Origin of the sequence: Stenotrophomonas nitritireducens, from assembly GCF_050984405.1 — a bacterium.
Taxonomy (GTDB): Bacteria; Pseudomonadota; Gammaproteobacteria; order Xanthomonadales; family Xanthomonadaceae; genus Stenotrophomonas; species Stenotrophomonas nitritireducens_B.
The window spans coordinates 3461442-3486341 of the sequence record NZ_CP158790.1 but is presented as its reverse complement, the minus strand read 5'-3'; the positions used below and the strand labels follow the sequence as shown (position 1 = coordinate 3486341).

Sequence of the window (24900 nt, the reverse complement as noted above, 5' to 3'; positions counted from 1 at the left end):
CCGGCGTGCTCCCTGCTCCAGGAGGGCGTGTGCTGAAGTTGGCCAGAGCGCGGCTCGTGGAGCTTGCAGCGGCGGGGTTGTTGGTGGTGTGTCTTGCTCTGCTGAAGGGGCGATATCTTGGTATCGGGCATGACAGCCTCCTGTACCTGGGGCAGGTGCTGGAGTATCTGTATCCAGAGTCCCTCCAGCACGACTTGTTTTTCATCTATGGCAGTCAGGCGTCCTTCACGGCTTTTCCTTGGTTGGTTGCCAGGCTGGCTGAACATGTCGGATACGGGGCCGTCTTTATCTGGCTTTCTGCCATCGGCCTCGGTGCCTTCTGGTTTGCAAGCTGGGGGCTGGTGGCCAGGCTCTTGCCAAGAGATTCTGGTTTTTACGGTTTGCTGGCGTTGCTTCTGCTTCCTTCCAGCTATGGTGCCTGGGAAGTATTCCACTACGCCGAGCCGTTCCTGACTGGTAGAACGTTTGCCGAGCCGCTTTCGCTGTTTGCGTTGATGCTGGTGGTTTCGGGGCGTTGCTGGGTAGCAGCCATCGTTGGGCTTGTCGCGGTGGCCATGCATCCATTGCAGGCGTTGCCGGCAGGCGTTGTCGCATGGTTATGGCTGGTAGCAGGAGACCGGCGTTGGTTGCATGCGCTGTGGGCGTTGGCGGGAACGGTCGCATTGGGGGCGCTAGCGCCGCAATGGCATTTCCTGTTCGAAGTCATGGATGCCCAGTGGCGCGCACAGGTGATGCTGCGCAGCGCGCATGTGTTCCTGGGAAACGCCAGTGTCGGCGACTGGTATTACCTGCTGACGGATATGTTCGTCGTAGCGGTGGCCTTCTGGTATGCGCAGGGACTTCTCCGGCGTTATCTGGGATCAGTGCTGGTCGCGAGCTTAGCCCTGGTTTTGCTCAGCTTTCTGCTGGTCGATGCCCTGCACTTGGCATGGCCGGCGCGCCTGCAGTTTTGGCGGGTGCATTGGCTGCTGCATTGGTCTGCGATGATGGTGCTGCCGTGGTTGGGGTTGGTTCTATGGAGTACCTCCAGCTGGCGGCGTATCGGGTTGTTTGCCTGCGTCATAGCGCTGGGTTTCCTGCCGGGAGCGGCTCATCCGCTCATGCCTGGGATCGCGCTGTTGTACCTGGCTTGGCCACGCTTGGAACATCATCTCGGCCCAGGCATTCAAAACATGCTGGTCTTGTCGGTGATGGGAATGGCGTTCGCCCACGTACTTGGTCAGGCGATTTTGCTGTTGCCTCCATGGCAAGGGGTGATGAGTGGATTCTGGCTTAGCCGGTTGGCTGAGAACCTGATGCCGATATGGCTGGTTCCTGCGGTTGTCGTCGGTATTTGGCTATGGAAAAAGGGCCGGGGAAAGGAGCTGTTGGGGGGGGTGTTGATCATTGGCGGGGGATGCGCGTTCCTGCAATGGGATGGACGGCCGCCGATCCAGCGCGATTTCACCGACACGCAACCGCAAGAGCCTCCGTTTGGTGTCGAGGTTGCTCCCGATGCCCAGTTGCTTTGGCTGGGAGAAGTGCTGCCAGTGTGGAGTGTGATGAGGCGACCGAGCTATATCAGTTCGCCACAGATGGCGGGAATCGTGTTCAGCCGGCGAACCTCTATGGAGGCATTCAGGCGCAAGGAGCAGATGCATGTGCGTGATGGCGGTGGACGGGATTGTCGCCTGGTAGTTCTGCCGGATGAGCCATACATCCGCTGCAAGCCCGATGAAGCAGCCATCCGCAATGCCTGCGAGCAGGCAAGTGGGGCCTTGGCCTTCGTCGTACTGCCGTACCGCCTGCGTAGTGCTCCAGTTGGGACGTGGGTGCCATCGCGGAGGAATGCTGGGGCGTATCATCTCTACGCCTGCAACAGCCTGCTTGTGCAGGGTACGGGGAGTGGGGAGTGAAGAAGTTCTGGGGGCGTATCGCGGACCATGACTTGGTCCGTTATCTGATCGCATCGGTGGTGGCGTTGGCGGTGGACATGGCTGTGCTGTCATGTGGCCTCAGGCTGTTCCATCTGGCGCTGGGATGGGCTGCCACGTCAGGTTTTGTTGCTGGTGCCGTTACCGCATACCTGCTGAGCATCCGGTGGGTGTTCCGGCAACGCGCGCTGGAGCGCGCGCCGTTGGTTGAATTCCTCAGTTTCGTGGGCATCGGTGTGGCGGGACTTGGGGTCACCCAGATGGTCCTGTGGCTGGGAGCAACAAAACTGGGATTGCTGCCGGAGATGGTGAAGCTGGCTGCCGCAGGCGCGACCTTTGCCTTCAATTATCTGGCCCGTAGATCGCTGCTGTTCATGGTCCGCTCGCGTATCATCGCCGGCGGGGAGAATCTGGTGTAAGCATGCATTCAATCATCATCGTAGGCGGTGGTCCCGCTGGTCTTACTGCTGCGCTCGAATTGCAGGACGCGGGCATTGAGGACATCACCATCATCGAAGCCGATGCGCAGGTAGGTGGAATCTCGCGTACCGTAGCGCATCATGGCAACCGCATCGACATCGGCGGTCATCGCTTTTTTTCCAAATCCGACTGGGTGATGGGCTGGTGGAGGAGCCTGATGCCGGTTGCTTCGCCTGCCGAGCTTGGCGTCGCGCGCGAGCTGCGCTACCAAGGAAACAGTGCCACGATTCCTGTGGCTACCGCTAGTGAAGCGGATGACGACGTGCTGCTGCTTCGTACCCGGCTGTCACGGATCTATTTCAGCAAGCAGTTTTTCGATTATCCGCTCAAACTCAATCTCGAAACATTGCTCAAGCTCGGGCCGTGGAAAACTTTCACTTTTGGCATGAGTTATGTATGGGCTCGTGTCAATCCGCGTCGCCCCGAGGCATCGCTTGAGGACTTCCTAGTCAACCGTTTCGGCCGCAGGCTGTACCGCCAGTTCTTCAAGGAGTACACGGAGAAGGTCTGGGGAGTCCCATGCGGCGAGATCAGTGCGGCCTGGGGTGCGCAGCGCATCAAGAGCCTTTCCATACTCAAAGCTGTACTTCATGCGCTGCGTCGGATGGTGGGGGCTGGTGGAGATGCTGAGCAGACCTCCCTGATAGAGAGCTTCTTGTATCCCAAGTATGGTCCAGGACAGATGTGGGAGACGGCGGCGCAACGCTTCATGGCGCGAGGCGGCAGGTTGTTGATGCAAAGTCGCGTAGACCAAGTTGATATCGTGGATGGGCAAGTACGTGGCGTGGCGTATCGCGACGTGAACGATGTCAGTCATGTACTGCCCTGTAGCCATCTGCTTTCTACGATGCCCATCAAGGAGTTGGTGCAGGCTTCAGCCGGAGCATGGACGCAGGAGGTGCGCGATATCGCCGGCAATCTTTCCTATCGCGATTTCATCACTGTGGGGCTTCTGTATCCCCGTGATGCTATGCCGCGCCGACTGGATGACAACTGGATATATATCCAGGAGCCGGGAGTGAATGTTGGTCGGGTGCAGATATTCAACAACTGGAGTCCATACATGGTGGCTGACGAATCCACCCTGTGGCTGGGGCTTGAGTTTTTCTGTAGAGAGAACGATACGCTGTGGAGCATGGATGATGATGCACTGAAGGCGATGGCCCAGCAGGAGATGGTCAAGATCGGTCTGGTTAATGCAGATGCGGCTATGGATGCCGTGGTGCTGCGTGTTCCCAAGGCATACCCCGGCTATTTCGGTGAGGCCTACAGGCATTTTGATCGGTTGCAAGCTGCGCTTGATGCGGTGCCGAACCTGTACCTGATTGGGCGCAACGGCATGCATCGCTACAACAACCAGGATCATTCGATGCTGACTGCGCGCGAGGCTGCCAGGCAGATCGCGTGCGGTGAAATCGACAAGGCGAAGATATGGGCCATCAATGTGGATGACGAGTACCACGAAGAAAAGTAAGCGCTGCCTTTCCTCATGTGGCGAAAATAAAAGAGGAGCTTGGGCTCCTCTTTTTGAAGTATTAGCGAGGAATATTCCATTCCCTGTTCCAGCAGGGGCGGGGTTCTTCGCTGAGGATGGCTGCGGACTTCACTGTTTGCATCCAGGCAGGCAGTGCGTCCACTTGAGCGAAATAGCCGTATTTCCCCGACTCTGAGAATGCTGTCTGGTTCCAGGTCGCCAGCAGGTTGCATTGCGACAGGGGGGGAGGAAGAAACCGGATGGAGCGGTAAATTTCATGAAGTGGGGTGATGCTGCCGATTCCTGCCAGGAGGATTATCGCCCACTTGGTCTTCATCGGAGGGCCTAGCCTGTCATCGCCGAATGCCGATCGGGCCAGGGCCTGTGCAGTGGCATAGGTAAGAATTGCGAGGCTGGGAATAGATGCCCGCATCATGAAGTCGGAATGTATGCCGATCCTTATCAGTGGAGACAGCAGCAGCGTGCCCGCAACGGTTGCCGTCAGTATTCTTCCGTTCGGTTCATCTTTATGGATCAGCCACAGTAGTGCAATGAATGGCAGGACCTCCAGTGACTGGAAAAGCATATAGAGCGCGAAGGGGGGCATGGACATCGATATGCCCACGCTTTCCGGCGCAGTAAGCAGGTAGGCAAGAGCAACTGCCGATATGGACGAGCCGATGAGGCCGGCAATGATGTCCTTGCAGAGGGCATGTCGAGAAGCGATGTGTCTGTAAAGGACAAGGCCGGCGAACGGGAGTAGTCCGAGCAGGGTCAGTGGTGACCAGAGGGCGGTCAGTGGTACAAACAGAATGAAGGCCTGTGACGATGCCTTGTTCTTGTGCCAGAGAAGGAAAAGGATGGCTCCAAGCCAGCCCGGTAGAGCATGATTGGGGACCCAGAATGCCAAGGTGATGTTGGACGAATACTGCAGTGGTGCGGCCCACCATTCCAGATGGGAGTAGGGAGTCTTCAGTATCTCGGGGGAAGTGATGAGGGTTCCAAGCGCATCGAGACCACTGAACGCCACGAAGATCACGGCAGCAATAGTGAGTTCGCGCCGCCGGAAGATTGTGGATGCAAGTGCGAGCGTGATGGAGAGGATCGACGTGTTCTGAATGAGAAGAGCTGCTTCCACCCAATTGAAAGGCAGGATATTCCCCATCGAGGCGGGGATCAGATACATCCCAATGGGGGCGCGAAGAATCCAGTTGATGCCGTGTTCCTGGTAATGGAATGGCCACGGCATGGTGGCCAGGTCCTGTAGTAGCGTTGCCCGAACCTGCCAGTCGATGTTCCTGTAGAGCAGCCCATCGCTGCCCTGTCCTCCGAGCAGCATGACCAGCAGGCTGATGACCACGCAGCCAGCCAGAGTCGTTGCTGGAATAGTCTGGGTTTGTGGCGCGGTTGGCACCTTGCGGAAGATGAGGAGAGCGATCAGGGCTGTTGCCACAAGGAGCGATAAAAGGGTGGCTGTTCCCGAAGGACTCAGGAAATGGAGCAACAAGAGATTTGATGCAGCGAAGATCGATACCGCCGTGTTCGTGAGTGCTGTGACGCTTATCTGCTTTTCGAGCATCGGCTTGGGCATGTGAGGGCAGGAGTGTCGGCGTGTAGTATGGCTGAAAGCATTTTCGTGGGGTGGGTCGTGGCAGGTGCGGGGGCGCAAGAGATGCGGTCGGGGGACTTTCAGGTGGGAAAGGTGGTTGCTGGCATGCAGGCAGTCGTGATCCTGCTCCTGCTTCATCGCTATCCGGGCATCGTCCATGACTCGATCCTCTACATGGGGCAGGCGATGGCGCACCGCTGGCCGGACCTTCTAGGCAATGACCTGTTCTTCATGTACGGCGGGCAAAGTCATTATTCCGCGTTCCCCTGGTTGTTGGGAGTGCTGCTGCAATACTTCAGCCTGCCGGCATTGTTCATGTGGGGAAGCCTGGTTGGCGTCCTGCTGTTCGCTGCAACCAGTTGGTACTGCCTGTCCAGGGTGCTTCCATCATCACAGCGCTATTGGGCATGGCTGGGTGTCCTGTGCCTTCCAGCAATGTATGGCGTGGTCAGTATCTTCAGCTACGGCGAGGCCTTCCTGACTTCGCGTCCATTTGCGGAAGGATTGTGTCTTCTTGCCATTGGTTGTCTGATGGCGAAGAGGTGGGTTCTTGCAGGCGTATGCATCGCTCTGGCCGGTGCCATGCATCCGTTGCAGGCTATGGCGGCGATGCTTGTCATCTGGGTGTGGGCGATAGGCTGGGATCGACGTTGGCTGCATGCGCTTTGGCTGGCGATTCCGATCGTGGCTCTGACGGTGGCAGGAGTGCGTCCGTTCAATGGCCTTGTCCAGCAGGCAGACTCCCTGTGGCTGGACAGCATGCGGACGAGCCGCCAGCTCTTCGTTACGTCATGGGGAATCAACGACATAAAGTTCCTCGTGTTCGATGCTTTCATCTTGTTGCTTGCTTGGCATCGAGTGCAGGGCGATTTCGGGAGGTGGTGCATTGCAAGCTTGATCGCCTTGGCACTGGGCATCGGCTCGAGCATGCTTCTGGTGGATGCCATGCATCTGGTTCTGCCCGCAGGGATGCAGCTATGGCGGGTGCATTGGTTGGCACACTGGTTCGGAGTCGCAGCTATTGCGGTCTTGCTGTGCCAGCATCTGCAGAGTGGCGAAAGATCACGTGCCGCACTGCTCTTTCTGGTGGCGCAACTGGCCTGGGGCGAAACGGACTGGGGATGGGCGGCAATGGCTGCGATCTATCTGGCGTGGCCCCGGGTGGTCGCGGGGTCGCGAAAGCGGATTGAGCCCCTGCTTGGAGGATTGTTTGTGCTGGCGGTAGTGCTGTTGTTCGTGAATCACGCCGCCAATGAGTGGAAATGGTTCAGGCTTGCGGGGTTCCGACTGGACTATTACGCCATTGATCGTCGCCTGCTCGCGTTTCCCGCCTTGGCCTTTGGCTTGCCATTGTTGGGCGCGTATCTATGGCAGCGCGCAGCAGCAGCTGGCCGCACCTTCCTTCTGGTGGGCATCCTGCTGCCGCTTTTGGTGCTTGGAGTAACGGTTTGGGATGCGCGCCCATCCTTGCTGCGTATCTTCGAGGATGCTGCAGGGCATGAGGAAATTTTCGGCGTTCCTCTGCCCGAAAACGCGCAGATATATTGGGGAGGGGACTCGCCGGTAGGCAGCTGGCTGGTGCTCCATAGGCTCAGTTACTTCAGTACCAGCCAACTCGCCGGACAGGTGTTCAGTCGCGAAACCGCCGTCGATGGGAGACAGCGAGCCGAGCGGATGATGGCATTGGACCAGGCAGTGTCGCATTGCCTGGATCGCCGGACTGCTGAAAAGGAGCGCAATTCATGCCATGCCAGCGACGAGGTGTTGAGACAGGCCTGTACGGTGAAAGCTGTGCCCGGACCGGATTATCTCGTGCTTCCAATTCGACAACCACAGCAGGCAGCTGGCAGTTGGGTGATAACGAATCCCCACACAGGTCAGCCTGCCCTTGTCTATTGGCTCTATAGCTGTGCCACCCTGATGGAAGAGTTGAAAAATCCCTGATTATGAAGACGACAGAGAGGCCTAGCCGTCTTACCGTGATTGCAGGAGCACTGCTTGGATTGCTCGTGATACTGCATCTGCGGCGTTATGCGGGAATCAATCATGATGCAGTGCTGTATCTGGGGCAGGGACTGCTGCAGCGCTGGCCTGAAATATTCATGCATGATCCTTTTTTTTCACATGGAAGCCAGGAAAAATACAGCCTGTTTCCCAGGTTGATCGGGTTCCTGTTTGGTTTTGCAGATCCTCCTGTCGTGTTCCTCTGGGGTGTTCTTCTTTTTCTGCTTCTTTTTGCGGCTGCCTGCTGGTATTGCTTGAACGCCGTTTTGCCCAGTGGGCAGCGTTATTGGGCATGGCTCGGAATCTTGTGCCTGCCCTCTTTGTATGGCGGCATGTCCGGCATGTTCGGATATAGCGAGCAGTTCTTCACGCCACGCTTGGTGGCGGAAGCTTTGTCATTGACCGGCATAGGGCTTCTTGCCCGCGATAGATTGCCGCTGGCCATTGGTTGCATGGCGCTGGCGGTATTGTTTCATCCCTTGCAGGGTATCGCAGCGGCAATCATCGTATGGTCCTGGATGGTGCTGCGTGACCGACGCTGGCTGCATGCGCTTTGGTTTGTGGTTCCCTTGCTGGTGTTGGCATGGGGGCAGGTGCAGCCATTTGATGGCTTGTTCCGAAAGATCGATGCGGAATGGTTGGGAAGCTTGCAGGCGTATACGCGACAGTTGTTCGTCTCCCTCTGGAGGCCTGTGGACTTCAACTTGCTTGGGTTCGATGTGCTGCTGCTGATCTACGCATGGCGAACGTTGCATGACAGCTTTGCAAGATGGTGCGTCGCCAGCCTGCTAGGTCTTGCGTTGGGGCTTGTGGCAAGCGTGTTGTTGGTGGATGTGATTCACCTGGTGCTACCCGCAGGTCTGCAACTGTGGCGCGTCCACTGGCTGGCACATTGGTTCGCCATGGCTTCCATAGGAGCGCTGGTATACCGAGACGCCATGGCACGCGAATGGTCGCGGATGGCACTGCTTGCCTTGATCATCTTGGCGGCGTGGAGCGGCATGTGGTGGATATGGCTGCCGGGTATGGGGGTGTATATGGCCTGGCAATGGGCGATACGGCCAAGGAGCACGAAGTTCGTGATGTTGCTGGGCGTTTTGTCCGCACTGGGATGTTTTTTCTTTTTTTCCAATTTCTTCGCGATGGAGTGGCTTCGCTTCCGTATGGCCCACTATCGTTTCGATCTGTACGCAATTGATCGACGGTTATTGGCATTCCCGATTGCAGGGTTGGTTCTGCTGCTTCCCTGGGCCTATGCATGGGAACGGTTCTCGCGCGTTGTGCAGCTTGGTTTCCTGATCCTGCTCCTATGCCCTTTGCTGATCATCGGCGGCATTCGTTGGGATTCGCGGTCGGTGATCAACCTTGCCTACGAGAATGCTGCTTTCGCTAGCGGCGTGTTTGGCGTTGATCTTGCGCCTGACGCGCAGGTCTATTGGGATGCCGATTCACTGACGGGGCCGTGGTTGGTGCTGCAACGGGCAAGTTACTTCAGTCCAGGGCAGCTCGCTGGCGGGGTTTTTCACCGGGATACCATCGTTGAGGGAAACGAACGGGCAAATCGCATGCGCCCACTGATCCAGGAGAGCATGTGGTGCAGTGACCGTTCATTGCCGGTGGAGGAACGCGAGAACTGTCATATCAGCGAGGACGCAATGAATACGGCATGTGCGTTTGGGCCGGGTAGACGGCCTGATTACCTCGTACTCCAGTACAAGCAGCCCCAGGCTGAAGCGGGCCGATGGGAGATCATTGATCCTGTGACTGGCGAATCAGCGGTTACGTTCCATCTCTACCGTTGTGCCGATATCGTGAAGGAATGACGGAATGAAGTGCGGAATGAATCCATGTTGAGGGTGATGGTCTGCGGCGGCGCCGGCTACATCGGCAGCCACATGGCGCGCCTGCTGGCCGCGCGGGGCCACGAGGTGGTGGTGCTGGACGACCTGTCCACCGGGCACGCGCAGGCGGTGCAGTGGGGGCGGCTGGTCGAGGCGGACGTGCTGCATCCGCCATCGCTGGAAGCGGCGTTCGCGGGGCAGGGCTTCGATGCCGTGTTCCATTTCTGCGCGCGCTCGGTGGTGGCCGAGTCGATGGTCCAGCCGTACGACTATTACGCGAGCAATGTCGTGGGCACGCTCAATCTGCTCGAAGCGATGCGCCGGCACGGGGTACGGCGGCTGGTGTTTTCCTCGAGCGCGTCGGTGTTCGGCCAGCCGGCCGCGGACATGGTCGACGAGGACCATTCCACGCTGCCGATCAATCCGTACGGGGCGAGCAAGCTGATGGTGGAGCGCATCCTGGCCGATGCGGCGGCGGCCTATGGGCTGGATTCGGTGGCGCTGCGTTATTTCAACGCGGCCGGCGCGGCGGCCGATGCGCGCATCGGCGAGTCGCACGCCTGCGAGACCCACCTGATTCCCAACGTGCTGCGCTCGGTGCTGGGCGGCGGGCCCGCGCTGAAGGTTTTCGGCGGCGACTATCCCACGCCCGACGGAACCTGCATCCGCGACTACGTGCACGTGGAGGATCTGGCGCAGGCGCACCTGCTGGCGCTGGATTACCTGGACTCCCATCCGGGCGCCCACGCGTTCAATCTCGGCAACGGGCGCGGCTTTTCCGTGCGCGAGGTCATCGCCGCCGCGTCGGCCGTCACCGGTCGCGCTGTGCCCTGGGAGATGGCGCCGCGCCGTGCCGGCGATCCGGCGGTGCTGGTCGCCTCCAGCCGGCGGGCGAAGGCGGAACTGGGCTGGTCGCCGGCCTGGACCGACCTGGAGGCCATCATCGGAAGCGCATGGCGCTGGCATCGCGCGCAACCCTGGTGAGCGGGCGCGTCCGGGCATCCGTCAGTAGGTGACCACCCGCAGCGGTTGCAGGCTGGCGGCATCGAGCACCACGCGCCCGGCGCCGTGCCGGGCCACGATCGGCAGGCTGCGGAACGGGGCGTCTGCCGGGTCGGCGGCGGGCTGGCCGTCGGCGGTGCTGGGCGCGGCGTTGAAGGCCAGCCGCGGCACGATGGCGGCATAAGGCACATACCATGCCGGCTTCCTTTCCTGGTCCATGCCGGTATCGAGGAAGGCGGCAAGCGCGGAAGCATGGTCGGTACGCGACGTTCCCGGGCGCAGGCCGACCAGCAGCGGCGCGCCGCGCGGCAGCCGCGACCACGCCGGGGTGCTGGCCCGCGCCAGGTCGGACGGATCGACCTCATTGGCCAGGACGACGGCCAGGCGCATGTCGCTGGCGACCACGAACACCGGCCGGGTCTGCCACAACAGGTGCAGGCCGAAGCCGAGGAAGACCAGCTGCAGCAGGCAGACGACGGCCAGGTCCAGGCGCAGGCTCTTCTTGCCGGGTTTGAAGACCACCAGGGTCAGCAACGGCCCGGCGATCAGCTGCGCGCCCAGCAGCAGGCCGAGCAGCGGCAGCACGCCGGAGATGCGGTACAGGCCCCACGGGTGCCATAGCGGCAGGACGATGGCGGCGATCACGGCGACCAGCAACAGGGTGGCCAAGGCATGCAGGGCGGCGGCTTTCCGGTGGGTCATGGAAAAGTGGCGGTGGAGGAGGAGAAGGCGCCATGGCGAATGGCGTGGTTCTGGACGGGCGTGCTGGATGGCATCCGGTGCTGCGGCTTCCGGGCCTATGCCTGGGAGATCAGCATATCGATCGCGTCGATCAGCGTGTTGGCGTGCGCCGACAACGAGTGCACGGGGCTGCCCAGTTTGCTGGCCGGCACGGACACCATCTCAAGCGGATGCAGTACGCATGGTTTGTGCTCGATCACGAAGACCGGGTTCAAGGTGGGATGGTGGATGTCCGGGAGCGCCGTGCGCAGTACAAGCGGAACCACCATTCTTCGGTGATATCCACCCAGCGAGGGCGATTGCACATCCACCACGTAGGGAATCGCCGGGTTCCTGCCAGGATTTCTGAAGACGTCGTACTGGGCCATCAGAGCGTGGAGAACTCGTCGGCGATGGAGCCGTGGCGGCTGTTGAAGTCGTTCCAGACATCCGTCGATTTTTTCAGGCGCTCCCGGTCGTTGCGCAGTTCAAGCGTCTTCTGTTCGACAAAACTTGCCAGCATGGCTTCAACCTCGGCAGACAGGTTCGTGGTCAGGTTGCGGGCCTGGGCGACCAGATCCTGATTCAGGGACAGATTGACCGGGCGCTTGGGGGCGGTGGTGTCGTAGAACGTAAGCATGGAATGTCCTCCGGTTGCATGCGCATTATATGCGCATGGCAGTGGCGCGCAACGCACTGCGCCATTTCTTCGTGCGTTCGTCATCCCGCATACCCCCGTACAATCGCCGTATGTCGTCCATGCCGGGGAGCACCATGAATACAGCCGTCACCGCCAATCTCGTGGGCATCACCGGGATCGCCCGCCGCCTGGTGCAGGACGGCGCGCTGGACGAGGCGGCGGCGCGCAACGCGATGGCGCAGGCGGCAACGGCCAAGGTGCCGCTGGCGCAGTGGCTGGCCGAGAAGAAGCTGGTCAACGCCGCGCAGCTGGCCGCGGCCAACGCCGTCGAGTTCGGCATGCCGCTGCTGGACGCGTCGGTGTTCGACGCCAGCCACAACGCGATGAAGCTGGTCAGCGAGGAGCTGCTGCGCAAGCACAACGTGCTGCCGCTCTTCAGGCGCGGCGGCAAGCTGTTCATCGGCACCAGCAACCCGACCCAGTCGCTGGACGAGATCAAGTTCCACACCAACCTGGTGGTCGAGCCGATCCTGGTGGACGAGGACCAGATCCGGCGCACGCTGGACATGTGGGTGGCGAGCAACGAAAGCCTGGCCGGTGGCCTGGGCGACGACGAAGACGGCGTGGGCGACCTGGAAGTCGCCGCCGGCGACGAGGACATGGGCGGTGGCGGCGATGCCGGCATCGACGCCAAGGGCGACGACACGCCGGTGGTGAAGTTCGTCAACAAGGTGCTGGTGGATGCGATCCGCCGCGGCGCCTCGGACATCCACTTCGAGCCTTACGAGGACGATTACCGGGTGCGCTTCCGCATCGACGGCCTGCTCAAGACCGTGGCCAGGGCGCCGGTGAAGCTGCGCGAGCGCATCGCCGCGCGCCTGAAGGTGATGTCGCAGCTGGACATCGCCGAAAAGCGGGTACCGCAGGACGGCCGCATCAAACTCAACCTGTCCAAGACCAAGCAGATCGACTTCCGCGTGAGCACGCTGCCGACGCTGTTCGGCGAGAAGATCGTGCTGCGTATCCTCGACGGCAGCGCGGCCAAGCTGGGCATCGACAAGCTCGGCTACGAGCCCGAGCAGCAGCGGCTGTTCCAGGAAGCCATCCACAAGCCCTACGGCATGGTGCTGGTGACCGGCCCGACCGGTTCGGGCAAGACGGTGTCGCTGTACACCGCGCTGGGCATCCTCAACGACGAAACCCGCAACATCTCCACCGCCGAGGACCCGGTGGAAATCCGCCTGCCGGGCGTGAACCAGGTGCAGCAGAACAACAAGCGCGGCATGACCTTCGCCGCGGCGCTGCGCTCGTTCCTGCGTCAGGATCCGGACGTGATCATGGTCGGCGAAATCCGCGACCTGGAGACGGCCGAGATCGCCATCAAGGCGGCGCAGACCGGCCACATGGTGCTGTCCACGCTGCACACCAACGATGCGCCGCAGACCATCGCGCGCCTGATGAACATGGGCATCGCGCCGTACAACATCACCTCCTCGGTGACCCTGGTCATCGCCCAGCGCCTGGCGCGGCGGCTGTGCCCGCAATGCAAACGCCGCGCGGAACTGCCGGTCAACGCGCTGCTCGCCGAAGGCTTCACCCAGGCGCAGATCGACCGGGGCATCCAGCTCTACGAACCGGTCGGCTGCGAGGAATGCACCGAAGGCTACAAGGGCCGTACCGGCATCTACCAGGTGATGCCGATGACCGACGAGATCGCCACGATCGTGCTGCAGGGCGGCAACGCGCTGGACATCGCCGAGGCCGCGCAGAAGATCGGCGTCAACGACCTGCGCCAGTCGGCCCTGCTCAAGGCCGCGCAGGGCATCACCAGCCTGACCGAGATCAACCGCGTCACCAAGGATTGACCCGCCGCCGCACCGTACGCCTGCTGCGGCAGGCGTATTGAGGTCGCCGGAGATCGCCCGCGCGCCGCGCCGGAGCGTCACCCCTACAGCTCTGCGATCGCCCGCGATACGTGGCGGGCACGGCAGTTGAGCCGCCACGGGCGCCGCGCTCAAGCGCGGCGCCCGCAGGCCGATACACCGCCAGAGGGCAGGCAGAGGCAGTTCGACCGCCGGGCATGATTGCGCTAGGCTGGCGTGGCACGTGTCGGTCCAGCACAGCCGGGTCTGGGGGGAAGGGGCATGAGCGGTAGCGCATGGTCGGGCGACGACAGGATGTTCGAGTTCCGCCAGGAACTGGCCGACAGCGGCCAGCCGCCGGACAGTACGCCATTCACCGTATTGAGCGTCGATGACGACCCCGGCTTCCAGCAGTCGCTGCGCATGGCGCTGTCCGATTTCCGCTTCAACGAAAGCCCGCTGCGGCTGCTGACCGCGTCCTCGTCCGGCGAAGCCCGCCAAGTGATGGAGGCCAACCCCGGCATCTCCGCGATCCTGCTCGACGTGGTGATGGAGACCGACGATGCCGGCCTGCAGCTGGTGCGCGCGGTGCGCGAGCAGTTGGGCAATACCGAAGTGCGCATCGTGCTGATCACCGGCCAGCCCGGCATGGCGCCGCTGCGCAAGACGCTGCAGCAGCTGGACATCAGCGAGTACTGGCTCAAGACCGATCTCTACCGCGAGCGCCTGCAGGGCATCGTCACCGGCTCGCTGCGCACCTGGAGCGAGATCCACGCGCTGGCGCGGGCCAAGCGCGGACTGCAGCACATCGTGCAGGCCGGCAGCCGCCTGGCCGGGCTGCGCGATCCGGACGGTTTCTCGCGGCAGCTGCTGCGCGAACTGGCCGCGCTGCTGGAAGTCCCGCTCGACGGCCTGGTGTGCGTGCACGACGGCCCGGCCGACGCGCCCGCCGAGGATGCCGTGGTGACCGCGGCCGATGGCTGTTTCGAGGCGCTGGAAGGCCGCACCGTGCAGGACATCGCCGACCCGATGGTCCGCGACCTTCTGGTGGACGCGTTCTCCCGCCGTTCCAGCATCGGCATGCCCTCCAGCCAGGTGCTGTACCTCGACGGCGACGGCACGGTGCCGCCGATGGCGATCTACCTGGCGACCGAGCGCTCGCTCGACGCCGAGGAACACGAACTGCTGCAGGTGTTCGTCACCCACGCCAACGCCGGCCTGGTGAACGTGGACCTGGCGGCGCGGCTGGACCGGGTCGCCTACCGCGACAGCCTGCTGGACATCCCCAACGGCAACGCGCTGCGCCGCGACCTGCGGCAGCTGCTGGAGCAGCCGCGGCCCTGCGGGCAGAGCCTGCTGGTGGTCGACCTGGGGCAGTACACCGATGGCAGCCTGGCGCTGGGCCCGGAACAGGGCGACCTGCTGCTGCAGCGCATGGCCGAACGGCTGGCGCAGATGTATCCGCCGCCGTGCCGCATCGCGCGGCTGCACGAGGGCACCTTCGCCGTGCTCGGGCCATCGCGCTGGCTGGCCGCCGATCCGGTGGACGCGCTGGAGCAGAGCGAGGACGCCGGGGAACTGCCCTTCCTGCGTGTCGACGCGGCGCGCGTGGACCTGGACGAATACCGCGGCGGCGCCGGCGGCGCGCTGGCGGCCGGCCTGCTGCTGGTGAACCGGATACGCGCCAGCGGCGGCCATGGCGTGGCCGAGTACCAGGTCGAGAGCGAGCAGGAGAACCTGCGCCGCTTCCTGGAATCGCGCGCGCTGTACCGCGCGCTGCGCGAGGACCGCATCGGCATCGCGCTGCAGGCGCAGGTCGACCTGGAAAGCGGCGCCATCATCGGCGCCGAGGCGCTGGCGCGCTGGAGCGAGGACGGCCGGCCGATGTCGCCGGCCAGCTTCATCCCGGTCGCCGAGGCCAGCGGCCTGATCGTGCCGCTGGGCGGGCGCGTGATCGAGCTGGTCTGCGACGCGTTGCGGGCGATGGAGCGGGCGGGTTTTCCCGACATCCCGGTTTCGGTCAACGTGTCGCCGCTACAGCTGCGCCGCCGCGAATTCATCGAGGAGCTGGCCGCGACGGTGGCGCGCCACGGCATCGAGCCGCGGCGGATGGAGATCGAGATCACCGAGGGCGCGGTGATGAGCGACTACCAGGACGGCCGCGAACTGCTGGCGCGCCTGCGGCGGCTGGGGTTCGGCATCGCCGTGGACGACTTCGGCACCGGCTATTCGTCGCTGCGCTACGTGCATTCGCTGCCGGTGACCCGGCTCAAGCTGGACCGCCAGTTCACCGCCGGCGTCGGCGACGAGGCCGGCGGCGCGAACGTGGCGGACATGATCATCGCGCTGGGCCGCCGGCTCGGCCTGGACATCGTGGCCGAGGGCGTGGAAACCGCGGCCCAGGTGGAATGGCTGCGTCGCCACGAATGCCCATGCGCGCAGGGCTACCTGTTCGCGCATCCCGAGCCCGTGGAGGACTTCATCGCGCGCCTGCGCGGACAGGGCTGAGCGCGTGCGCCGCCTCTGGCAGGCCCCGCGGCTGCGCTGGCAGGAAGCGTGGGCGGCGCTGCGCGCGCATCCGTGGCGGGTCACGCTGATCGCCGCGCCCTGGCTGTTGGGCCTGCTGACCGCGTTGCCGGTGCTCTGGTACGAAATGGACCGCGCCGTGCGCCTGCCCGAACGCCAGGCCGCGCACGACGCGGTGGAGAACGCCGCGCAGTCGATGCTGCGCAGGCTGGGGCGCCTGCGCGACGACACGCGCTTCCTCGCTTTCCTGACACCGCGCCTGCTGGAGACCGGCTCGCAGGCGCAGCTGCTGGAGACCTACACCAGCTTCCTGATGGCCGGGCGCGACTACCACAAGGTGCGCTGGATGGACGCCGCGGGACAGGAGCGCCTGCGCGTGGACCAGGACGCGGGCAGCATCCACCGCGTTCCCGGCGGCGCGCTGCAGGACAAGCGCGGCCGGCCGTTCTTCGAGAACGCGCTGCACCTGCTGCCAGGACAGATCCATCTCTCGCCGCTGGACCTCAACGTCGAGAACGGGCGCATCGAGCAGCCGCTGCGACCGACCCTGCGCGCGTCCTCGCCGTTCGTGCTGGCCGACGGCAGTACCGGCGTGGCCGTGGTCAACCTGCACGGCAACGTGCTGCTGGAGCGCCTGCGCGAGCGCGCGGCGCAGTCGGGTTTCAGCCTGTACCTGGTCCATCCGCAGGGCTATTGGCTGCTCGGCCCGACGCCCGACGACGCCTGGGGCTGGCAGCTGGACCGCACCGGCCGCACCGTGGCGAACTTCGATCCGGCGCTGTGGAAGGCGATGCAGCGTCGGCCTTCGGGCGACTGGCACGACTGGAGTTTCTCCACCCTGCAGGCGGCGTGGCGCGGCACCGAAGGCGACCTGCTGGCCCACGCCGACCCGACGCTGGGACAACTGCGGCTGCTGGTGCACCGCTCGCGGCCGCCGGCCGCGCGCTGGAAGGCGGTGCTCGGCGGCTTGGCGCTGCTGGGTGGCGTACTGGTGCTGTGGGTGGTGCTGGGACAGGCGCGCGGCCTGGCGCGCGAACTGGCCTACATGCAGCGCCTGCGCGACAGCAACGAGGCGCTGGCGCTGGCCAACGAACACCTGCAGACGGCGCAGCAGGAGCTGGCCCGGGCCGAGCGCCTGTCCTCGCTGGGCCTGATGGTGGCCGGCGTCGCGCACGAAATGAACACGCCGCTGGCCAGCGCGCAGCTGGCGCTGGGCACCCTGCGCAGCGGCATCGCGCGCCTGCAGGCGCAGATGCTGGCGGGGTTGCGCCGCTCCGAGCTGGAAGGTTTCCTGGCCGAGGCGGGCGGGGCCTGCACCCTGGCCGACGGCGAACTGCGGCGGACCGCGGCGCTGGTGCAGCGCTTCAAGCAGGTGGCGGTGGACCGGGCGTCGCTGGAGCGCCGCCGCTTCGAGCTGTCCGAAGTGCTGCTCGACGCCGACCCGCGCCTGCGCCGTGGCGGACCGATCGACGGCATCGCGCTGGAGCTGGACCTGGAGCCGGGCATCGCCATGGAGACCTATCCGGGACCGCTGGAGCAGGTGGTGGCCAACCTGCTCAACAACGCCCTGCTGCATGCCTACCCCGACGAAGGGCATGGGCGTATCCGCCTGGCGGCGCGCCGCGACGGGGACGCGTACGTCCGCATCGAGGTCGCCGACGATGGCAGCGGCATCGCGCCGGAGCACCTGTCGCGCATCTTCGAACCGTTCTACACGACGGCGCGCAACCGCGGCGGCACCGGCCTGGGCCTGCACATCGTCCACCAGATCGTGACCGAGGTGCTGGGCGGAAGGATCGAGGTGCGCAGCCGCCGCGCGGACGTTCCCGGCGACAGCCCGGTGGGCACCTGTTTCACGCTGTACATCCCGCGCGAGGCGCCGGAACGGCCAGGAACTCCGGAGCCGCAGGGGGCGTAGGGCGGGTGTTTCCTTCCTCCTGCGGGAGGGAGCTCAGTGCTTTCCTTCTCCCTTTGGGAGAAGGTGCCCCGAAGGGGCGGATGAGGGTCCGGGGCGGAGCCCTGCGATGTCCAGCTGCACGGGGCTTCGTCCGTGCCCTCACCCCAACCCCTCTCCCGGTGGGAGAGGGGCTCTGTGCTTCCCTTCTCCCTGCGGGAGAAGGTGCCCCGAAGGGCGGATGAGGGTTCGGGCGCGGCCCTGCGATGTCCGGCTGCACGAGGCTTTGCCCGCGCCCTCACCCCAACCCCTCTCCCGGTGGGAGAGGGGTCCGAGCTTCCCTTCTCCCTTTGGGAGAAGGTGCCCCGAAGGGGCGGATGAGGGGCGGGGTGGAGCCCTGCGATTTCCGGCTGCACGAGGCTTCGCCCGTACCCTCACCCCAACCCCTCTCCCGGCGGGAGAGGGGCTTTTGAGCACGCATATGGAGGAGCCGCGCGTCAGTCCATTCCCAGCTTCTTGAGCTTGTAGCGCAGCGCGCGGAAGGTGATGCCGAGCTGCGCCGCGGTGCGGGTGCGGTTCCAGCGGTTCTCTTCCAGCGCCTTCTGGATGGCGGCGCGTTCCATCTGCTCGATGTAGGAGGGCAGGGCGGCGTTGCCCGGTTCGATGTCGGCCACCGCTTCCTCGCTGGCCGCGGATGCGTCGCCGCGCGGCGTCGGCAGCCGCAGGTCGGTGGCGCCGATGCTGTCGCCGTCGGCCAGGGCGAGCGCGCGTTCCAGTACGTTCTCCAGTTCACGCACGTTGCCCGGGAAGGCATAGCCGGCCAACGCGTCCAGCGCCGACGGCGACAGCAGCGGCGTGGGCAGCTGTTGCGAACGCGCCAGGCGGCTGAGGATGGCGGCGGCCAGCTGCGGCAGGTCGCCGCGGCGTTCGCGCAGCGGCGGCACGCGCAGTTCGATCACGTTGATGCGGTAGTACAGGTCATGGCGGAAACGGCCGTCCTGCACCAGCGTCGACAGGTCCTTGTGGGTGGCCGACAGGATGCGCACGTCCACCGGCACCTCGGTGGCCGCGCCGACCGGGCGCACCGACTTCTCCTGGATGGCGCGCAGGAGCTTGACCTGCATCTGCAGCGGCAGTTCGGCGACCTCGTCCAGGAACAGCGTGCCGCCGTGCGCGGCCTGGAACAGGCCCGGCTTGTCGGCATGGGCGCCGGTGAAGCTGCCCTTCTTGTGGCCGAAGAACTCGCTTTCCATCAGCTCGCCGGGAATGGCGCCGCAGTTGACCGGGATGAACGGCCCGGCCGCGCGCGCGCCCTGGTCGTGGATGGTGCGCGCGACCAGTTCCTTGCCGACGCCCGACTCGCCGACGATGTAGACCGGCGCCTGGCTGCGCGCGACCTTGGCGATGGTGGCGCGCAGGTCGGCCATCGCCTGCGAGTCGCCGAGCAGGCGCGAGGCGCTTTCCGGCGGCGCCGGCGGCGCGGCGCGTTCGCTGTTGTTGAGTTCCAGCGCGTGCTTGACCATGCCGCGCAGCACGGCGATGTCCACCGGCTTGCTGACGAAATCGAAGGCGCCGGCCTTCAGCGCTTCCACCGCCAGGTCCATGCTGCCGAAGGCGGTGATCATCGCCACCGGCGTGCGCGGGTGGTCGCGCGCGATCTCGGTGACCAGCTCGATGCCGTTGCCGTCGGGCAGGCGCATGTCGGTCAGGCACAGATCGAAGCTGTTGCTGGCCAGCAGCTCGCGGGCCTCGGCCAGGTTGGCGGCGGTGCTGATGCGCAACCCCATCCTGCCGAGGGTGAGCACCAGGAGCTCGCGGATATCCCGTTCGTCGTCGACGACCAGTGCGCTATGCGTCACGTTCATGCCGAAAACGATAGCCGAGTACGCCGCCGAACGTCACCTTCCGCCCGTCGCCGCGTGCAGCGGATCAGGCGGCGAAGGCCCCGTGCGGCGCCGCCATGACGATGCGGAAGCAGGCCCCGCGCGTGGGGACGGCGATGTAGTCCAGCTGCGCCTGGTTGGCCCGGCACAGCTCGCGGGCGATGTACAGGCCCAGCCCGGTGCCGTGTTCGGACGTGGTGTAGAACGGCCGGAACAGCTGCGCGGCGACGGCTTCCGGAATGCCGGGGCCGCGGTCGATCACGTCGATCACCGCATGGCGCCCGGCCGGCGCGACGCGGATGCGCACGCGCGCCGGTTCGTCGCCGGTGCGCCCGTACTTGAGCGCGTTGTGCACCAGCGCGGTCAGTACCTGGTGCAGGTGGCGCGGGTCCATCAGCGCCGGCACCGAGGACTCGCGGATGATGGATTCCACGTCGTCGGTCTCGGTGGACAGCGTCTGCCGGTACTCCAGCACGAAGCGCCGCACGAAGCTGGCCAGGTCCAGGTTTTCCGGGCTGGCGCGTTCGCGGCGGGCCAGCGCCAGCACGCTCTCGACGATGCCGTTGGTGCGCTGGCACTGCTGGTGGATGATCTGCAGCAGGCGGCGGTCGGCGTCGCCCAGGTCGCTGGATTCCTCCAGCAGCTGCGTGGCGTAGTTGATCGCCGCCAGCGGGTTGCGGATCTCGTGGGCCAGGCTGGCCGAGAAACGGCCGAGCGTGGACAGGGTCAGCGATTCGGCGCGGCGCGAGACCACGCTGGTGTCGTCCAGGAACACCAGGGTCTGGTCGCTGCCGGCGAGCATGCGCACGAAGCGCGGCAGCACCTCGGGCAGGTCGGCGGCCAGGCGCAGCGGCAGCTCCTCCTCGTTCATGCCGTTGCGCCAGCGCTGCAGGCGCCGCGCCAGCTCGGGCGCGACCTGCGCCAATCGCGCCTCGCCGCCGGCCAGCCCGTCGCCGGCTTCGCCCAGCAGCGCGGCCGCGGCCTCGTTGGACAGCGCGATGCGGCCGCCGCCGTCGATCACCAGCACGCCGGTGCGCATGCGGCGGATGATCAGTTCGTTGATCTCGAACAGGTTGGCGACTTCGGCGCCGCGCCGTTCGGCCAGCTGCTGGTTGCGGCGGGCGCGGTTGCCGATCTGGTAGCTGATCCAGGCCAGGGCGAGGTAGCTGGTGATGAACATCGCCAGTTCGGCCAGGGTGCGGCTGCTGTCGCCGCCCTCCAGTTCGCGCCAGCCGAACTCGGCCACGGTGGCGATGCTGGCCACTACTGCCACCAGCATGCCGCGCGAGAGCGGCAGCAGCATGGCCGCGGCGGAAATGTTGAACAGCAGCGTCATCGAGATGCCGGCGCTGGCGCCGGGCAGCGCGTGGGTGAGCAGGGTGGCGGCGAGGATGTCGGTGACCGCGCCCCAGAACACCAGCGGCTGCAGCCAGCGCTCGTTGCGGCCCCACACCAGCAGGCCCAGCGCGACCGGCAGGTAGCCGACGGAAACGGCGCGTGCCAGCAGCGGGTGGTGGGCTTCGCCCATCAGCCCGCTCAGCGGGCTGAACACCAGGGCCGCGATCAGGCTGGCGATCAGCACCCGGTACAGCGCGAAGAAGTAGAGCTCGCGCCGCGGTATCGATTCGATGCGGTCGATCAGCGAGGAACGGGAAGGCAAGCGTGGGCTCCGGCGGCGGGCGGCAGGACGGAGTATAGGTGCCGGCGCGGGCCGCCGCGGGCGGCAGCCCGTCCGGCGCCGCGACCGGCAAGTGGCTGAAATGGCGCGTGATTCCAGCCGCGAGGCGGTTCCGGGCGGGCCTCTCCCGGTTTATGTCGTTTACCTTGGCGGGGAATCCTCCACCGGCCTGGCCAGGCGGCGTCGCAAACCGCGTCTGGTCGCTTCTTTTGCGCCACGGGCCCCGGTCGGCGACAATGGCGGGCCCGCCCGCCCTGCAGGAAGGTCATTCGATGGCCCTGTGGACTCGTGGCGGTTGTTCCCATTCCCACGGTGACACATGAATTTCCACGAATACCAGGCAAAACAACTGCTTGCCGAGTACGGCATCCCCGTTCCGGCCGGCAAGGTCGCGGCTACCCCGGACGAGGCGGTTGCCGTCGCCCAGTCCCTGGGCCAGGGCCCCTGGATGGTCAAGGCGCAGATCCACGCTGGCGGCCGCGGCAAGGCCGGCGGCGTCAAGTTCTGCAAGACCGTCGAAGACGTGAAGGCCGCTGCGGCCAAGATGCTCGGCACCAAGATGGCCACCTACCAGACCGCCGGCGTCGAGCTGCCGATCAACCTGGTGCTGGTGACCACCGCCGGTGAGATCGTCAAGGAGCTGTACCTGTCGGTCCTGGTGGATCGTGGCACCCGCACCATCAGCTTCATCGCCTCGTCGGAAGGCGGCATGGAGATCGAGCAGGTCGCCGCCGAGACCCCGGACAAGATCCACACCCTCAACGTGGACTTCGTCGAAGGCGTGCAGGGTTACCACGGCCGCGACATCGGCTTCAAGATGGGCCTGACCGCCAAGCAGGCCGGACAGTTCGCCAGCATCATGGTGAACCTGTACCGCATCTTCAACGAAAAGGATCTGGCGCTGGTTGAAATCAACCCGCTGGCGATCCTGGACGACGGCAACCTGTACGCGCTGGACGGCAAGTTCAACAGCGACGACAACGCCAGCTTCCGCCACAAGGAACTGGTCGCCATGCGCGACAAGTCCCAGGAAGACGAGACCGAAGTCACCGCTTCGGAGCTGGACATCAACTACGTCACCATGGACGGCAACATCGGCTGCATGGTGAACGGCGCCGGCCTGGCCATGGCCACCATGGACGTCATCAAGCTCAACGGCGGCGAGCCGGCGAACTTCCTGGACGTGGGCGGCGGCGCGAACAAGCAGCGCGTGATCGAGGCGTTCAAGCTGATCCTGTCCTCGGACAAGGTCGAGGGCATCTTCGTCAACATCTTCGGCGGCATCGTCCGCTGCGACATGATCGCCGAGGGCATCATCGCCGCGGTCAAGGAAGTGGGCGTCAAGGTTCCGGTCGTGGTGCGCCTGGAAGGCACCAACGTGGAAGAAGGCAAGCAGCTGCTGCGCGACAGCGGCATGGCCATCATCCCGGCCGACAACATCAACGACGGCGCCAAGAAGGTCGTTGAAGCGGTCAAGAACGCCGCCGCCTGATCATTCCCTGTTTCGGGGCACCGGGCTGCGCTTCTCCAGCCCCCTTGAGTCAAGGGGGCGACATCGCCGCGAAGCGGCGATGTGGGGGATGTGGAGGCATGCCTGAGCGATGTTCCGCATGGCGGAACATCACGGGGTTCCGAAGCCGACAACAGCAAGAGATTCAGAGGACTCAAACGAATGTCCGTTTTGATTAACAAGAACACCAAGGTGATCGTGCAGGGCTTCACCGGCCAGCAGGGCACCTTCCACGCCACCCAGATGATCGAGTACGGCACCCAGGTCGTCGGCGGCGTCACCCCGGGCAAGGGCGGCACCACCCACATCGACCTGCCGGTGTTCAACACCGTGGCCGATGCCGTGGCCAGCACCGGCGCCGACGCGTCGGTGATCTACGTGCCGCCGCCGTTCGCGGCCGACGCGATCCTGGAAGCCGCTGCCGCCGGCATCAAGGTCATCGTGTGCATCACCGAGGGCATCCCGGTGCTGGACATGCTGCGCGTCAAGAACGTGCTGACCCGCACCTACCCGGAGACCGTGCTGATCGGGCCGAACTGCCCCGGCGTGATCACCCCGGGCGAGTGCAAGATCGGCATCATGCCGGGCCACATCCACAAGCCGGGCAAGATCGGCATCGTGTCGCGTTCGGGCACCCTGACCTATGAAGCGGTCAAGCAGACCACCGAAGTCGGCCTGGGCCAGTCCACCTGCATCGGCATCGGCGGCGACCCGATCAACGGCCTGAACTTCGTGGATTGCCTGAAGCTGTTCAACGAAGACCCGCAGACCGAAGGCATCATCATGGTCGGCGAGATCGGCGGCGACGCCGAGGAAGCCGGCGCCGAGTACATCAAGGCGCACGTGAAGAAGCCGGTCGTCGGCTTCATCGCCGGCGCCTCGGCCCCGGCCGGCAAGCGCATGGGCCACGCCGGCGCGATCGCCTCGGGCGGCAAGGGCACGGCCGAAGGCAAGTTCGCGGCGATGGAAGCCGCTGGTGTCGTCACCGTGCGTTCGCCGGGCGACCTGGGCGCCGCCATCGCCAAGCTGGTCAAGTAAGACCAGCCGCGATGCGCAACGAAAAGGCCGCCTCCGGGCGGCCTTTTCTTTTGCCCTCCGCCCGTAGATGCGGGGCTTGCCCCGCATGGGCATTGCCTGCCGGGGAAGGGTTCATACGGGGCAAGCCCCGTATCTACGCGGATCAGCGCAGCGACTTGATCGTCAGGTCCAGCGCGTCCTTGCCGCCTTCGCGTTGCAGCAGGCGCACCGGCACCGGCATGCCCGGCGCGATCCAGGCGATCTGCTCCTTGTCGCCGTCCACGCGCGAAACCTTGGTCGCTTCCACGGTCTTGCCATCGACGGTCATGCTTTCCTTGCCGACGACGCGATAGGACAGCGTCTTGACCCGGCCGCCATCCACCATGCGGTAGTTGAGCGGCTTGCCGGCGGCGACGTCGCGGGCGATCGCCAGGTTGATCAGCAGGCCATCCATGTCGCCGTTCTGCAGCCGCACCGGGCCGCGCCGGTCGGGCTTCACGTCGCCGCTCCAGGTGGCCTGGTTGCTGCCCCAGTCGTAGCGCGCGTCGACCGCGCGGCGCTTGAACGGGATCACCGAGGCATCGTGGCTGCTGAGCGGGCGCAGGCGGCCGTTCTGCTCGTCGAACAGGGTGCTCTGGCTGAGTTCGGCCAGCTGGTTCTTCACCTGCAGCGTATAGCGCCACTTGCCGCCGCTTTCCGCGGCCAGGGTCATCACGCCGTTGGCCTGCAGGCCCATGTAGCTGGCCTGGTAGTTGGCGGTGAAGGGCTGGGTGGCGAACGCGGGCAGGCTGGCCAGCGCGGCGAGGGCGGCGACGGCCAGCGGAAGGGGGCGCAGGAAGGGTTTCAT

At 64.8% G+C, this 24900-nt stretch carries 18 protein-coding genes; 11 read left to right on the top strand and 7 right to left on the bottom strand.

Translation table 11 applies throughout. The features are described from left to right. Positions 1 to 29: 29 nt before the first annotated feature. The 3 genes from ABTV91_RS15555 to ABTV91_RS15545 are packed head-to-tail and all read left to right on the top strand — an operon-like array spanning position 30 to position 3867. The gene (locus ABTV91_RS15555; protein ID WP_433852229.1) at positions 30 to 1895 is read left to right on the top strand and encodes a hypothetical protein; all 1866 of its coding nucleotides are present in this window, start codon (positions 30 to 32) and stop codon (positions 1893 to 1895) included. Continuing rightward, a complete protein-coding gene (locus ABTV91_RS15550; protein WP_433852228.1) occupies positions 1892 to 2332 on the top strand; it encodes a GtrA family protein in 441 nt (146 codons plus the stop codon). The genes ABTV91_RS15555 and ABTV91_RS15550 overlap by 4 nt, the downstream gene beginning before the upstream one ends. A 2-nt stretch (positions 2333 to 2334) precedes the next feature. Continuing rightward, positions 2335 to 3867, top strand: coding sequence for an NAD(P)/FAD-dependent oxidoreductase (locus ABTV91_RS15545; protein ID WP_433852227.1), 1533 nt, complete (start codon positions 2335 to 2337; stop codon positions 3865 to 3867). 61 nt (positions 3868 to 3928) lie between these two features. On the opposite strand, the gene ABTV91_RS15540 is transcribed toward ABTV91_RS15545, so the two are convergent. Next, positions 3929 to 5635, bottom strand: coding sequence for a hypothetical protein (locus tag ABTV91_RS15540; protein ID WP_433852226.1), 1707 nt, complete (start codon positions 5633 to 5635; stop codon positions 3929 to 3931). Between ABTV91_RS15540 and ABTV91_RS15535 the strand changes: the two genes are divergently transcribed. The 3 genes from ABTV91_RS15535 (at position 5594) to galE (ending at position 10305) form a co-directional block, all read left to right on the top strand. Continuing rightward, on the top strand, positions 5594 to 7420 hold the full coding sequence (locus ABTV91_RS15535) for a hypothetical protein (protein WP_433852225.1): 1827 nt from the start codon (positions 5594 to 5596) through the stop codon (positions 7418 to 7420). The genes ABTV91_RS15540 and ABTV91_RS15535 overlap by 42 nt on opposite strands. Positions 7421 to 7485: 65 nt before the next feature. Further along, positions 7486 to 9303 (top strand): hypothetical protein, encoded by a 1818-nt coding sequence (locus ABTV91_RS15530; protein ID WP_433852224.1) that lies wholly within the window; start codon positions 7486 to 7488, stop codon positions 9301 to 9303. A 24-nt stretch (positions 9304 to 9327) separates the two neighbouring features. Beyond that, on the top strand, positions 9328 to 10305 hold the full coding sequence (gene galE, locus ABTV91_RS15525) for a UDP-glucose 4-epimerase GalE (protein ID WP_433852223.1): 978 nt from the start codon (positions 9328 to 9330) through the stop codon (positions 10303 to 10305). A 21-nt stretch (positions 10306 to 10326) separates the two neighbouring features. Here the strand turns inward: galE and ABTV91_RS15520 are convergent, their stop codons facing one another. The 3 genes from ABTV91_RS15520 to ABTV91_RS15510 all read right to left on the bottom strand — a co-directional run bounded on the left by ABTV91_RS15520 (position 10327) and on the right by ABTV91_RS15510 (position 11683). After that, positions 10327 to 11025 (bottom strand): hypothetical protein, encoded by a 699-nt coding sequence (locus ABTV91_RS15520; RefSeq protein WP_433852222.1) that lies wholly within the window; start codon positions 11023 to 11025, stop codon positions 10327 to 10329. Between the two features lie 95 nt (positions 11026 to 11120). Further along, entirely contained in the window at positions 11121 to 11432 is a 312-nt protein-coding gene (locus tag ABTV91_RS15515; RefSeq protein ID WP_433852221.1) for a CcdB family protein, read from the bottom strand. Then, positions 11432 to 11683 (bottom strand): type II toxin-antitoxin system CcdA family antitoxin, encoded by a 252-nt coding sequence (locus tag ABTV91_RS15510; protein ID WP_056931239.1) that lies wholly within the window; start codon positions 11681 to 11683, stop codon positions 11432 to 11434. Before ABTV91_RS15510 ends, ABTV91_RS15515 begins: the two co-directional genes overlap by 1 nt. A 134-nt stretch (positions 11684 to 11817) precedes the next feature. Between ABTV91_RS15510 and pilB the strand changes: the two genes are divergently transcribed. The 3 genes from pilB (at position 11818) to ABTV91_RS15495 (ending at position 17989) form a co-directional block, all read left to right on the top strand. Beyond that, entirely contained in the window at positions 11818 to 13548 is a 1731-nt protein-coding gene (gene pilB / locus ABTV91_RS15505; RefSeq protein WP_433852220.1) for a type IV-A pilus assembly ATPase PilB, read from the top strand. A gap of 279 nt (positions 13549 to 13827) precedes the next feature. Further along, positions 13828 to 16053, top strand: a complete 2226-nt coding sequence (locus ABTV91_RS15500) for a two-component system response regulator (RefSeq protein WP_433852219.1) — start codon at positions 13828 to 13830, stop codon at positions 16051 to 16053. A 4-nt stretch (positions 16054 to 16057) separates the two neighbouring features. Next, positions 16058 to 17989 (top strand): sensor histidine kinase, encoded by a 1932-nt coding sequence (locus tag ABTV91_RS15495; protein ID WP_433852218.1) that lies wholly within the window; start codon positions 16058 to 16060, stop codon positions 17987 to 17989. A 473-nt stretch (positions 17990 to 18462) separates the two neighbouring features. On the opposite strand, the gene ABTV91_RS15490 is transcribed toward ABTV91_RS15495, so the two are convergent. Continuing rightward, positions 18463 to 19830 carry a sigma-54-dependent transcriptional regulator gene (locus ABTV91_RS15490; protein WP_433852217.1) on the bottom strand — a complete coding sequence of 456 codons (1368 nt, stop codon included), beginning with the start codon at positions 19828 to 19830 and terminating at the stop codon, positions 18463 to 18465. Positions 19831 to 19894: 64 nt separating this feature from the next. Further along, positions 19895 to 21508, bottom strand: a complete 1614-nt coding sequence (locus ABTV91_RS15485) for a sensor histidine kinase (RefSeq protein WP_433852216.1) — start codon at positions 21506 to 21508, stop codon at positions 19895 to 19897. A gap of 337 nt (positions 21509 to 21845) precedes the next feature. Here ABTV91_RS15485 and sucC point away from each other — a divergent pair, with 337 nt between their 5' ends. Then, complete coding sequence (sucC, locus tag ABTV91_RS15480) at positions 21846 to 23018, top strand: ADP-forming succinate--CoA ligase subunit beta (RefSeq protein WP_433852215.1); 1173 nt, start codon at positions 21846 to 21848, stop codon at positions 23016 to 23018. A gap of 180 nt (positions 23019 to 23198) precedes the next feature. Then, complete coding sequence (gene sucD, locus ABTV91_RS15475; protein WP_054667217.1) at positions 23199 to 24074, top strand: succinate--CoA ligase subunit alpha; 876 nt, start codon at positions 23199 to 23201, stop codon at positions 24072 to 24074. A 142-nt stretch (positions 24075 to 24216) separates the two neighbouring features. On the opposite strand, the gene ABTV91_RS15470 is transcribed toward sucD, so the two are convergent. After that, positions 24217 to 24900, bottom strand: coding sequence for a DUF3108 domain-containing protein (locus ABTV91_RS15470; protein WP_433852214.1), 684 nt, complete (start codon positions 24898 to 24900; stop codon positions 24217 to 24219).